The organism is Sphingomonas sp. (assembly GCF_050725575.1).
Taxonomy (GTDB): domain Bacteria; phylum Pseudomonadota; class Alphaproteobacteria; order Sphingomonadales; family Sphingomonadaceae; genus Sphingomonas.
Genome location: NZ_JBOHHW010000012.1, coordinates 114,973 through 126,793 on the forward strand (window position 1 = coordinate 114,973; position 11,821 = coordinate 126,793).

The 11,821-nt window shown below is 63.6% G+C and carries 12 protein-coding genes; 2 read left to right on the forward strand and 10 right to left on the reverse strand.

What is annotated here, in order from left to right; translation table 11 throughout:
* Nucleotides 1-21: 21 nt before the first annotated feature.
* The 10 genes from ACRECS_RS10850 to ACRECS_RS10895 form a co-directional block, all read right to left on the reverse strand.
* Nucleotides 22-1,632, reverse strand: coding sequence for an MFS transporter (locus tag ACRECS_RS10850; RefSeq protein WP_431582994.1), 1,611 nt, complete (start codon nucleotides 1,630-1,632; stop codon nucleotides 22-24).
* Between the two features lie 124 nt (nucleotides 1,633-1,756).
* Nucleotides 1,757-2,320: a DUF1579 domain-containing protein gene (locus ACRECS_RS10855; protein WP_431582981.1), complete on the reverse strand. Its 564-nt coding sequence runs from the start codon at nucleotides 2,318-2,320 to the stop codon at nucleotides 1,757-1,759.
* Between the two features lie 89 nt (nucleotides 2,321-2,409).
* A complete protein-coding gene (gene mmsB / locus ACRECS_RS10860) occupies nucleotides 2,410-3,459 on the reverse strand; it encodes a 3-hydroxyisobutyrate dehydrogenase (RefSeq protein WP_431582982.1) in 1,050 nt (349 codons plus the stop codon).
* Nucleotides 3,377-4,153 carry an enoyl-CoA hydratase gene (locus ACRECS_RS10865; RefSeq protein WP_431582983.1) on the reverse strand — a complete coding sequence of 259 codons (777 nt, stop codon included), beginning with the start codon at nucleotides 4,151-4,153 and terminating at the stop codon, nucleotides 3,377-3,379. Before ACRECS_RS10865 ends, mmsB begins: the two co-directional genes overlap by 83 nt.
* A 4-nt stretch (nucleotides 4,154-4,157) precedes the next feature.
* On the reverse strand, nucleotides 4,158-5,240 hold the full coding sequence (locus ACRECS_RS10870; RefSeq protein ID WP_431582984.1) for an enoyl-CoA hydratase/isomerase family protein: 1,083 nt from the start codon (nucleotides 5,238-5,240) through the stop codon (nucleotides 4,158-4,160).
* 23 nt (nucleotides 5,241-5,263) lie between these two features.
* The gene (locus ACRECS_RS10875; RefSeq protein ID WP_431582985.1) at nucleotides 5,264-7,021 is read right to left on the reverse strand and encodes an alpha/beta fold hydrolase; all 1,758 of its coding nucleotides are present in this window, start codon (nucleotides 7,019-7,021) and stop codon (nucleotides 5,264-5,266) included.
* Complete coding sequence (locus tag ACRECS_RS10880) at nucleotides 7,018-8,163, reverse strand: acyl-CoA dehydrogenase family protein (protein WP_431582986.1); 1,146 nt, start codon at nucleotides 8,161-8,163, stop codon at nucleotides 7,018-7,020. Before ACRECS_RS10880 ends, ACRECS_RS10875 begins: the two co-directional genes overlap by 4 nt.
* Before the next feature lie 7 nt (nucleotides 8,164-8,170).
* Entirely contained in the window at nucleotides 8,171-9,175 is a 1,005-nt protein-coding gene (locus ACRECS_RS10885; protein ID WP_431582987.1) for a polysaccharide deacetylase family protein, read from the reverse strand.
* Between the two features lie 94 nt (nucleotides 9,176-9,269).
* Nucleotides 9,270-9,752 (reverse strand): hypothetical protein, encoded by a 483-nt coding sequence (locus ACRECS_RS10890; RefSeq protein WP_431582988.1) that lies wholly within the window; start codon nucleotides 9,750-9,752, stop codon nucleotides 9,270-9,272.
* The gene (locus tag ACRECS_RS10895) at nucleotides 9,752-10,255 is read right to left on the reverse strand and encodes a hypothetical protein (protein ID WP_431582989.1); all 504 of its coding nucleotides are present in this window, start codon (nucleotides 10,253-10,255) and stop codon (nucleotides 9,752-9,754) included. The genes ACRECS_RS10890 and ACRECS_RS10895 overlap by 1 nt, the downstream gene beginning before the upstream one ends.
* Before the next feature lie 323 nt (nucleotides 10,256-10,578).
* On the opposite strand from ACRECS_RS10895, the gene ACRECS_RS10900 reads away from it, so the two are divergent.
* Nucleotides 10,579-11,379, forward strand: a complete 801-nt coding sequence (locus ACRECS_RS10900) for a sterol desaturase family protein (RefSeq protein WP_431582990.1) — start codon at nucleotides 10,579-10,581, stop codon at nucleotides 11,377-11,379.
* A gap of 108 nt (nucleotides 11,380-11,487) precedes the next feature.
* Nucleotides 11,488-11,821: hypothetical protein (locus ACRECS_RS10905; RefSeq protein ID WP_431582991.1), on the forward strand; the 334-nt coding region annotated here is incomplete at its 3' end.

Here is an 11,821-nt window from a genome sequence, read left to right on the forward strand (position 1 = left end):
AGCCTTGCTTGCAGGTCTCCGCTAGTCGGCGCTCGCCATGCCGGGCCGGGTTTCCGTCAATCCCCATACCGTCACCGCCAATGCCATCGCGACTACGGCCATGGTGTACCACAGCCCGGCATAGGGATCGCCGGTCTTGGCAACGATATACTGGCTGATAAAGGGCAGGAAGCCGCCGAAATAACCTGTGCCGAGATGGTAAGGGATCGACATCGAGCTGTAGCGGATCCGCGGCGGAAACATTTCCGACAACAGGGCTGCTACCGGGCCGTAAGTGATACCGGAAAGTGCGCCGAGCACGAGGATCGCGAACAGGATGACGGCAATATTGAGCGGCGCGGGCACGACCTTGTCGAGCTTGTACCCCGCCTTGGCCAGCGCCGCATCGAGGCCGGCCGGCGTGGTATCCGGGATCGGCAGTCCGCCGATCATCACCACCGTCACCGGGCTGTGCGCCTTGGTATATTGCACGCCCTTTTTCGAGAAATAGTCGAGCAGAATACCGCATTGATCGGTCTGTTTCGTCGCAAACGGACTATAGGCGCAAACGGGGCCGGAAACGATCACCGGCGCGCGCTTTGCAGCCAGGGCAAGATCGGGATTGGCGGCGCTGCCGATCGCCCAGAAGACCGGGAAAAGCAGGGCGAGGGTCAGGACATAGCCGATCACGATCGGCTTCTTGCGCCCGACCCGGTCGGACAATTTGCCGAACAGGATGAACCAGAACAGCCCCATGATACAGCCGGCACCAATGGTCAGCTGTGCAGCGGTTTCCTGAACGCGCATCGTCGTCTGCAGGAAGGACAGGACGCTGAACATCGCGGTGTACCAGATCACCGTCAGCCCCGCGGCGATGCCGAACAGGGCGACGAACAGCCGCTTGAGATTGCCGGGATAGGTGAAGCTTTCGACGAAGGGATTCTTCGCCATCTCGCCTTCGGCCTTCATCTTCTTGAACACCGGGCTTTCGGACAATTTCAGGCGCATCCACAACGACACGGCGAGCAGCAGCAGCGAGAAGAGGAAGGGGAAACGCCAGCCCCAGCTTTCCCAGAGGGCAGCCGGCAGCACCCACTTGGTCGCGAGCACGACGACGAGGCTGAGGATAAATCCGCCGACCACGCTCGCCTGGATGAAGCTGGTGTAATAGCCCGATTTTCCCTTGGGCGAATGCTCCGCGACATAGATGGCCGCGCCGCCATATTCGCCGCCGAGTGCCAGGCCCTGCAGGATGCGCAGGCCGAGAACCATGATCGGCGCGGCGAATCCGATCGCTTCGAATGACGGAATCAGGCCGACGCCTGCGGTCGCGACGCCCATCAAGGTGATGGTGATCAGGAAGGTATATTTGCGCCCGAGCTTGTCACCGAGAAAGCCGAACAGGACCGCACCCAGCGGCCGGAAGCCGAAGCCGACCGCAAAGCCAGCCCAGGCGAGCAGCGTCTGCATCGTCTCGTTCCCGGTCGGGAAAAAGGTCCGGCCGATGATGCCCGATGCGGCGAGCGTGCCGTAGATGAAGAAGTCGTACCATTCGAATACGGTACCGAGCGACGACGCGGTGATGACCAGACGGATGTCCTTCACCGACGGTTCGGACGTCATGTCGGGCTGTGACGCGATATCGGCTGTCATGGTCATGACGTTCGTCTTCTCCCCCTGATCCCCGCCGAGGTTTAGCGGGATTGGCGGGAGCGGCAAGCGTCCGTATTGGACCAATCGTTCGCACGACTGTGCGAAACGGCCGGGCCGAGCGATATTATGTCGATTGAGTGCGGGTGAAGTGCATGACCCAATTGGTCTCCCAGGTCTTGCCGCCATCGGCCGACAGAGCCTGACGCCACTGCGCGCTGCTGGCGGTGATCGCCGACCATTGGAAGCGCAGCTTGACGGGCTTTCCACGGTGCGTGTCGTCGGCAATGAAGGTGCCGACGCCGTCCTGGAAATTGCCCTTTACCGGCACGTCGATCATGTGCGGACTGCGCCCGTCGAGCCACCAAATCGCCCAGAGTCCGGTCTTGGGATCATAGGAACGTAACCCGACCGCGCGATAGGCACCGCTCGGGATATCGAGCCAATTGTCGTCGACATTGCCGACGCCGCCCATCAGCGGCTGCATGACGCAAGTGCCGTCGAAATCCTGCCATTCGTTGCTGCCGACCAACCGCTCCTTGAGGCGGCGATGCTTCACGCGCCATGATCCGATCAGGAAATCGAAATCATCAGCATGGTCATTGCCGGCAAGGGTGTTGGCGACGGCGGGTGCGGCAGTGGCGGCGCCGGCCAGGAGCGCAAGGCTGAGCATATCGCGGCGGTCGATCATCGGGCGCCCTCACTTGATGGACGCCCTCTCTAATCCCGCGATCCTGACATCGAGTGTCAGGATATTATCGACCTGGCTGATTTGTCTCGTCAGCCGTGATCGAGCATCCGAATGATCGCCGAGAAATCCAGCCCGCCCTGGCCTTCGGCGTAGAACTTCTCGTACAGTTCGGCCGCCTTCGCGCCCATCGGCGTGTCGGCCTGCGCAGTGCCCGCCGCTTCCATCGCCAGACGCAGATCCTTGAGCATCAGCGCCGTGGCGAAGCCGCCCTGATAGTCATTATCGGCGGGCGTTTTCGGACCGACGCCGGGAAGCGGCGCATAGCTGGTCATCGACCAGCTCTGGCCTGAGGAAACGCTGGCGATGTCGAAGAATTTCTGCGCGTCCAGGCCAAGTTTCTGCGCCAGCAGGAAGGCTTCGCACGTCCCGACCATGGTGATGCCGAGGAGCATATTGTTGGCGATCTTCGCGACTTGGCCCGTGCCGCTGGCACCGGCATGAATCACCGCCTTGCCCATATCGGCAAGGAAGGGCTGCGCGCGATCGAACGCCTCGGCGCTGCCGCCGACCATGAAGGTCAGCGTCCCGGCATTGGCGGCGGCGATCCCGCCCGAGACGGGCGCATCGACTGACGTATAGCCCTTGGCCGCCGCCGCTTCGGCGACACGTTTCGCGGTAGCAACGTCGATCGTCGAGCAATCGATCAGCATCGCGGCTTGCGGCGCGGCGGCGAAAATGGTGTCGGTATAGACGCTCTCCACATGCTTGCCCGCCGGCAGCATGGTGATGACCGCCTCAGCACCCTCCAGCACGTCCTCGACAGTCGCGGCCGGCAGGCAGCCGGCTTCCTTGGCGCGGGCGAGCGCGTCGGCCGATAGATCGAAGGCGCGGACGTCATGTCCCTTCTTCGCCAGATTGGCGGCCATCCCGCCGCCCATATTGCCGAGACCGATAAATGCGACGCGTGCCATGTCTTGCTCCTTGTTCCCCCAAAAGCGGGGGTCCAGATTCTTCGTTCGGAACTGCGTCCCCACCTGCGCGGGGACGCATGATCGATTATTTCCCGGTCCAGTTGCCCGGGCGCTTCTCGACGAACGCGGCCATGCCTTCTTTCTGGTCGGCGGTGCCGAACAGGGCATGGAACAGGCGGCGCTCGAACTGGATCCCCTGCGCCAGGCCGGTCTCGAATGCGGCGTTGACCATCTCCTTGTTGGCGAGCGCTGCGAGCGGCGCCATGCCGGCGATCGTCGCCGCGGTCTTCAGCGCCTCGTCGAGCAGTTCGGCCGCGGGAATGACCCGGCTGACCAGCCCTGCGCGCTCGGCTTCCTCGGCGCCCATCATGCGGCCGGTCAGGCACATCTCCATTGCCTTGGCCTTGCCGATCGCACGGGTCAGCCGCTGCGACCCGCCCATGCCGGGGCCAACGCCAAGCTTGATCTCGGGCTGGCCGAACTTCGCGGTGTCGGCGGCAAGGATGAAATCGCACATCATCGCCAGCTCACACCCGCCGCCCAGCGCGAAGCCGGCGACCGCGGCGATGATCGGCTTGCGCGTCGCGGTGAAACGCTCCCAACCGGCGAAATAATTGCCGCTGAACATATCGGCGAACGACTGGCCGGCCATTTCCTTGATGTCGGCGCCGGCGGCAAAGGCCTTTTCGCTGCCGGTCAGCACTGCGCAATGCTGGCTGTCATCGGCATCATAAGCGGTCATCGCCGCGACCAGCTCGCCAAGCACCTGGTTGTTGAGCGCATTGAGCGCCTGGGGACGGTTGAGCGTGATCAGCGTGACGGCGTCGCGCTGCTCGACGAGCAGGGTTTCGTAAGTGGCCATTGGGTCAGTCTCCGGCGGCATTGTCGAAAGTAGGGGCGGGAAGCGGGGTCCAAGCCTGGCTGGCGGGCAGCGGCTGGAAGAAGCCGTCGACCATCGCCGCGGTCACGCCTTCGGGCGTGGCGGGGTTCCAGACCGGCGCATTGTCCTTGTCGATCAGCACGGCGCGGACACCTTCGCCGAAATCGGGATGGCGGAACATACGCGCGGCGATGCCGAATTCCATCCGCATCTCATCGACGAAATGCGGCTGGCGCGGGCTTTCGACCAGCATGCGCAGCGACACCTTGCATGCGGTCGGCGATTTGGTCCGCAGGGTTTCGAGCTGCTTGAGCGCCCAGTCGGAACCATCGACCTGAAGCGCGGCCAGGATTTCCTCATAATCGTCCGAGGCGAACAGCCGGTCGATCAAGGGCAGCTGCTCGACGATCTTCGCCGGCGGCGGAACCACCGCGGCACCCGCGAGAATGGATTCGACCTTTTCCGGCGTCGCGCAAAGCTCGGCCTTGAGCGTGTCGAGCCTCTCGGACGGGATGAAATAATTGGCGAGGCCGAGCGCGATACAGTCCGCCCCGTCAAGCCGCGCGCCGGTCAGCGCAAGATATTGCGCCGCCCGCCCGCGCAGCCGCGACAGATAACGGCCACCGCCGACATCGGGGAACAGCCCGATCGCGGTTTCCGGCATCGCGAATAGGGTGCGTTCGGTGACCACGCGGTAACGGCACGGGCAGGCAATGCCGACCCCGCCGCCCATCGTCACCCCGTCCATGAACACCACCCCGGGCTTCGGGTAAGTGTACATCAAATGGTTGAGGCGATATTCCTGGAAGAAGAAGGCCTGCCCCGCCGCGTCGTGCCCCTGCGCACTGCGTGCGATCGTCACGACATCGCCCCCGGCACAGAAACCCCGCCCCTCGGCATGGTCAATCAGGATCAGGCGTACGCCACGATCCTCGCGCCAGTCGAGCAGCGCACGGGTCATTTGCTGCACCATCGGCAGGTTGAGCGCATTCAGCGCCTTGGGACGGTTGAGGCGCAGGCGCCCGGCGCCGCCCTCGCGACAGGCAAGCGTTTCGGTCGGGGTGGACATATCGTTCATCGGTACAGGCAAACTCAGTGAGTGATTGAGACATAGGAGCCCGGCGCGGGCTCGATCGGATTGGCCGGCTTGCGCGCAGCGACACGCTTGCCGGAGCCGGCCGCACTCAGCCAGCCGTCCCATACCGGCCACCAGGATCCGGGCTGCTTCTCGGCGCCGGCAAGCCACGCCTCGGCACTGTCGGGCATCGCGCCGCTGATCCAATAGCCATGTTTGTTGGCGGCGGGCGGATTGATCACCCCGGCATTGTGACCGGAACCGCCCAGGATGAAGGTGACCGGCCCGCCGAACAGCTTGCCGCCATCATAGACCGCACTCCAGGCCGAGACGTGATCGTCCTTCAGCGCGACGAGCAGCACCGGCGTCTTCACCGTCGCCAGGTCGATCGCGACCCCGCCGACCTCGAATCCGGTCCCTTCCTTGAGCGCATTGGAGAAGAGCAGCCCGCGATTATAGGATTTGAGGAACGCTTGCGGAATGCGCGCGCCATCCTCGAACCAGTAGAGCAGATCGGACGGCGGTGCGGCGCGGTCGAGCAGATAATGGTTGATCACCGACGACCAGATCAGGTCGTTCGACCGCACCGCCGCGAACAATTGCTGTAGCTCTGTCGAATCGATGAAGCCGCGCTTCTCTAGATGCGCCTCGAGCGCGTCGAGATGCGCCTCATGCACGAATGCAGACCAGTCGCGCATATCGGCGAAATCGACCATCGATCCGATCAGCGTCGCACTGCCGATCTCTTCGGCACGCCCCTTCGCCGCAAGATAGGCCAATGTGATCGCGACCAGCGTACCGCCAAGGCAGAAGGCGAACAGATCCACCTTCCCCTTGCCGGTCTTTTTGCGCACTTCGCCCAGCGCCGTGACGATGCCATCAAGGACATAGTGTTCGACGCCACAGTCACGGTGGCTCTCGTCCGGATTGATCCACGAGACGACGAACACGGTCCTGCCCTGCTCGACCAGCCAGCGCACCATGCTCGATCGCGGCTGCAGGTCGATCATGTAGAATTTGTTCACCAGCGGCGGCACGTAGAGCATCGGCTCGGCATGTACGTCGGGCGTGGCGGGATCATACTGGATCAGCTGGAACAGATGGTTCTGGAACACCACGCTGCCCGGCGTCGCGGCGATATTGCCGCCCTTGGTAAAGGCGGCCTCGTCGCTGCGGCGGCGGACGATGCCCTTGCCTGACGCCACGTCCTCGAGGAGATGCGCGAAGCCCGCGGCGAGATTGGCGCCGCCGGTTTCGACCGTGCGCTGGATCACCTCCGGATTGGTCATCGCGAAATTGGTCGGGGCGATCGCGTTGAGATATTGATCAAGCACGAACGCGGTCATTGCCTTATCGGGGCTATGCGGGCCGTCAGCGACATCGGCAACGGCGCGCAACTGCTTCGAGGCCAGCAGATAGGCATCACGAAGGCCGCGAAAATAGGGCTGCTCCTCCCACTCCGGCGCAGAGAAGCGCCGGTCGCGCGGCTTCTCCGCATCCGCCTTCGGCAGCCAGGCCTGAGTCCAGAACTCGCCCCATTCGCGCGCCGCCTGCAATTGTACGTCGAACAATTGCTTCGGATTGGCGCCAAGCCCTATGGCGAAGCCCGACATCGAGCGGAACAGCGCGAGCGGATCATAGGGCTGGCTCGCCCCGGTCGGCGCCGGCGCGCGCGCGACCTTGCCGAGCGCACTCGACACATTGGCGAGTGCGTCCTGCCATAATTGCGTGACGCTGGGCGGATTGGGCTGATTGGTCCCCCGAGTCTCGCTCATTGCCGGGTCAGCTCGCGGCCGACGATCATGCGCATCACCTGGTTGGTCCCCTCAAGGATCGAATGGACGCGCAAGTCGCGCCAGAAGCGCTCGATCGGGTAATCCTGCAGATAGCCGTATCCGCCGTGCAGCTGCAGCGCGCGGTCGACCACTGACGATCCCGTGTCGGTCGCGAGCCGCTTGGCCATCGCCGCGAAGCGCGTCTTGTCGGGCGCATTGGCGGTGACCTTGGCGGCCGCCATGTAGAGCAAAGCGCGCGCCGCCTCGAGCTCGGTCGCCATATCGGCCAGAGTGAATTGCGTGTTCTGGAAATCAGCGATCGCCGTGCCAAACTGCTTGCGGTCCCTGGTGTACTGGATCGCCTCGTCGAGGCAGCGCTGCGCACCGCCGAGCGAACAGGCGCCGATATTGAGCCGGCCGCCGTCGAGCCCCATCATCGCGATGCGGAACCCCTCGCCCTCGCCACCGACAAGATTCTCCACCGGCACACGCACGCTATCGAAGATCACCTGCCGCGTCGGCTGCGCATGCCAGCCAAGCTTGCGCTCATTGGCGCCGAAGCTGACGCCCGGCATGTCCTTTTCGATCACCATGCAGGAAATGCCCTTCGGCCCCTCCTCGCCGGTGCGGACCATCGTGACATAGACCTCATTCTCGCCCGCGCCGGAGATGAACTGCTTGGTGCCGGTCACGACATAATGGTCGCCATCCCGCACTGCCTTGGTCTTCAGTGCAGCGGCGTCGGAGCCCGATGACGGCTCGGTCAGGCAATAGCTCGCCATGCGCTCCATGGTGACGAGATCGGGGAGATATTTCTCCTTCACCGCCTGCGATCCGAAACGGTCGATCATCCATGACGCCATATTATGGATGCTGATGAACGCACTGGTCGCGGGACAGCCATAGGCCATTGCTTCCATGATGATCGCGGACTCGAGCCGGCCGAGATTGATCCCGCCGCTTTCCTCCGAGACATAGATCGCGGCGAAGCCGAGCTCGGCCGCCGCCTTGATCGTGTCCTTGGGGAAGATATGCTTCTCGTCCCACGCCGCGGCGTGCGGTGTGATGCGGTCGGCGGTGAACTTCCGTGCGAGATCCTGGATCTCGCGCTGGTCGTCGGTAAGATCGAACTGGTTGGTCATGCTGGTCTCATGTCGCTGGGGTGACGATGGGCATCGCTGTGGCGGGCGATGCCGGAACGGGAGCGGGTGTGGCGTGGATCACGCGCTCGGTGAACAGGGCTTTGGCAACCCTTATATCATTGCGCTGATACCAGCGCGGGCCGGTAATGTGGTTCTGCCAGGCGAGTTGCTCGGCAAGCGTGCCATTGGCCCAGGCGACTTCAGGCACGGCATCATAGATCGGATCGGCATAGGCGCGGTCGGCAGTGACGATCCCCCACCCGTCGTTGCGCAATGCCTCGATCAGGTCGGGCAGGAACAGGGCGGCAAGATCGGTTTCGTGCAGCAGCAGCATATGCACCGGCGAGCGGCCAAGCGTGCGCCGCATCAGCGCGTCGGAGAAGTTGGCCGACTGCACCATCGTCTCGACATAGAGCGCGCGCAACGCCGCCATGTCGACCGGCTGCCCCGCCTTTTTGGCGGTAATCGACAGCTCCTCGAGATACCAGTCCGATCCATCGACGGTGACAAAGCCGTTGCGCAGATGCCGCGCGCGCAAACCGGCGCGTACCGCATCGCGTTTCACCTTGTCGGGCCCGCCTTCATCGAGTGCCGGGAAACGAAACCAGGGGCGATAGCCGGGTCGGCCTTTCAGCCAGGCCTCGGCCTTGTCGATATCCGCGAGATAGGTCGGCGCCGATGTCTTCGAGAGGCTTGGATGAGAATAGCTGTGATCGGCAATGACATGGCCCGCCGCGACATAGCGCTCGATCCGTTCCGCATCGCCGTCGCCGCGGCTGATCCGGCCCGGATTGACGAAAAAGGCCACCTGATCGACCCGCGCCTGCTTCAGGCCCGCGATCAGCATGGCATTGCGCTGATCGATCGTCAGAAAGGCGCCCGGCCCGCGCGGCGCGTCATCGAAACTCAGCGCGATCATCTTGGCGGGCATCGCCGGCGGCATGGAACTGATCGCCACCGACGAGGAGCGCACACCGATAAACAATGCGGCGAGGATAAGAACGATCCGCATACCGGCTTACCCGAACGGCGCGCGGATGGCCGCGAGATCATCGATCTCGCACCTCGCGCCGAAAAGGGTGAGCCGGGTCGTCATGCGATATCCCCTAGCAGCGCTCGTACCGATAGGTCGCGGCGGGCGATTGCTCGGTCCGCACCAATGCTGTGCCCGCCGTCACCAGTTCGAGCGTGGTGCGCTTTTGCCAACTCCGCCCCTCGCCGGTGAAATTCAGGTCGGCGGTCATCTTGTACTGCGATTGGCGCGTCAGCGCATCGACCTTCGCGGTCGATGCGTAGAAGCTCAATTTGTCGGCGAAGACCGTCACCAGCCCTTTGGTATCGGTGCGGCTGAAATCGCAATCGGCGGGCATGATGCCCCATCGTCCGAGAAAGGCCGGCGGCAAGGTCTTCGCTTCCTTGGCAGGGCTGGGCACGTCGCTTTTCGGCAAGCCGCGCGCGGCGTCGGAGGACTGGTTCGCCGCGACGGTCGCCTCGATACTGGCCGCGGCCTGATTGTCGGAAGGCTCAGACGAGCAGGCCGCGAGGGTGAATGCCAGGACCGCAAGGCCAGCGATAGGCGGTACGCGCATCACGCCGCCGGGCATTTGGCGTAGCGATAGGAGGATGCTGGCTCCTCTTCGGTGCGGAGCAGAGTCTTGCCGCCATCGACAAGCTGGAACACGGTCTTGCTGGTCCAGGTCTGCCCCTCACCGCTGAAAGTGAGATCAGCCGCCAGCCCATTGTCCGAAATGGGCGCGATCGTCACGACCTTCGCGCGCGATTCGTAGAATTTGAGGCCCCCGGCGGAAACCGTCAGCAGGCCTTTGTTATCGTCCCGCGCCGGATCGCAATCATTCGCGGTCATGCCCCAGCGGCCCTGAAAAGCGGCCGGGAATGTCGTTGGCGATTTCGGCGCCGGCTTCCGCACATCGACGGTATTGCCGGCGGCAACGGTCGTCTCCTTCACCGGCTTGGCGGGTTTGACGGTGATGCCGTCGCTGGCGTCAGCCGACTCGTTCGACGGCGCGGCCGGGCCATTACAGGCGGCGAGCGCACAGGCCAGAATCGCGGGAATGATCAGTTTCTTGGTCATGACAAAGCCGGTGCCTCCATTTGCCGGAGAGGCAAGCCCCCCGATCGAATTCTCTGGTAACGCATCCCGCGCGAAACCTCTCCCTGGCTACCCGGTGATGCGATGGACGTCATCCGCCACGCAAGCCATAACGCCAGCGATACGACCCGGCCCATGCTTCGATCCCCCCTGCCGCATCGCCCCGGGATCATTTCCAACTGAAAATCCAGCTGAAAAACGTTTCGCAATTTCGAAATTGATCGGGGATTTTCAGCCTTGCACAGCCAGCCTGTCCGCGATGAGCTAGAGTGGGCCGGAAAGACAGCTGGGAATGGGGTCGCATGATGATCGAAACGCTGACGATATTCGGCTTGCGTTGGGCACATATTTTCCAGGTCGAGATGATCCGTTACCTGTTCGGCGCGGCCGGTGTGGCGCTGACCTATTGGCTGGCGCGGCGCTGGACCGCACCCCGGCGGATTCAGCAGCGCCAGGCAACCATGGCTGACCGGCGGCGCGAACTGTTCCTGTCGGTACAGACGGTCGCCATTTTCGGGCTCGTCGGGCTGATCGCCTTTGCCGCCATCCGCGCCGGACTCATCAGAATCGAGAAAGGCCCGATCGCCCCGATCGTTTTCACAGCGCAACTGATCGTGCTGATCATCATGCACGACGCCTATTTCTACTGGATGCATCGCGGACTGCACCTGCGCGCGCTGTTCCGCCGTGCGCATGCCGCGCATCATGTCTCGCGCACCCCGACCAGCTGGGCGTCCTATGCCTTCGCGCCGATCGAATCGGTGACCGAATCGATCTACATCCCGGCCCTGCTGATCGTCATGTCGGCGATCATGCCGGTCTATTCGCTCGCCGTGTTCATCTTCCTTGGCCACCAGATCCTGCGCAACGCGATCGGCCATTCCGGCCATGAACTGGCATGGAGCGGCTTCACGCGCAGCCGCTGGACCGGATGGCTGACCACCACCACGCACCACGACCTCCATCACAGCGAGGGGCGGTATAATTTCGGGCTCTATTTCACCTGGTGGGACCGGATGATGGGCACCGAGCATCCGCGCTACCACGAGAAGTTCGAAGCGGTGGCCGGGCGGAGCAAGATCGTATCGGACCCGGTCCTGGTCTAGGCCGCCATCCCGTGGCCGGGATCGGCGTGACGAACGCATTCTGGAGAAAATCTCCCGCGGCCATGTTGTGCGATGGACGACGCGACGCGGGCACGTCATATTATAGCGATGACTAGGCTTATCCTGCTCGACATGGCGATCCGCATGCTGGCGATCGGCCAGTTGCTGCTGATCATCATCGTAATCGGCCTTGGCCGCGCACCGCATGCGATCCGGGTGGCGACCGCGCTGCTGCTGACCGGCATCGCCTCCTACCTCGCGGCCGCAACACCGCTGTTCCGGCCGCTCGACGCGCCGCTGTGGCTGATCGTCCGCTTCTCGGCGCAAATGACGCCCTGGCTGCTGTGGACCTTTGCTCACCTGCTGTTCGAACGCCCGATCGACCGGCGCGCGGCGTTCTGCAGCGCGGCGCTGCAGGTCGGGTGTGCACTCTCCTACCTGG

Bases quoted from the DNA above. Each gene is read 5' to 3' on its own strand.
- ACRECS_RS10850 (WP_431582994.1), bottom strand. From the start codon at position 1,632: ATGACAGCCGATATCGCGTCACAGCCCGACATGACGTCCGAACCGTCG.
- ACRECS_RS10855 (WP_431582981.1), bottom strand. From the start codon at position 2,320: ATGATCGACCGCCGCGATATGCTCAGCCTTGCGCTCCTGGCCGGCGCC.
- mmsB (WP_431582982.1), bottom strand. From the start codon at position 3,459: ATGCCCTGTTCGGCACCGCCGACCAGAAAGAAGGCATGGCCGCGTTCG.
- ACRECS_RS10865 (WP_431582983.1), bottom strand. From the start codon at position 4,153: ATGGCCACTTACGAAACCCTGCTCGTCGAGCAGCGCGACGCCGTCACG.
- ACRECS_RS10870 (WP_431582984.1), bottom strand. From the start codon at position 5,240: ATGTCCACCCCGACCGAAACGCTTGCCTGTCGCGAGGGCGGCGCCGGG.
- ACRECS_RS10875 (WP_431582985.1), bottom strand. From the start codon at position 7,021: ATGAGCGAGACTCGGGGGACCAATCAGCCCAATCCGCCCAGCGTCACG.
- ACRECS_RS10880 (WP_431582986.1), bottom strand. From the start codon at position 8,163: ATGACCAACCAGTTCGATCTTACCGACGACCAGCGCGAGATCCAGGAT.
- ACRECS_RS10885 (WP_431582987.1), bottom strand. From the start codon at position 9,175: ATGCGGATCGTTCTTATCCTCGCCGCATTGTTTATCGGTGTGCGCTCC.
- ACRECS_RS10890 (WP_431582988.1), bottom strand. From the start codon at position 9,752: ATGCGCGTACCGCCTATCGCTGGCCTTGCGGTCCTGGCATTCACCCTC.
- ACRECS_RS10895 (WP_431582989.1), bottom strand. From the start codon at position 10,255: ATGACCAAGAAACTGATCATTCCCGCGATTCTGGCCTGTGCGCTCGCC.
- ACRECS_RS10900 (WP_431582990.1), top strand. From the start codon at position 10,579: ATGATCGAAACGCTGACGATATTCGGCTTGCGTTGGGCACATATTTTC.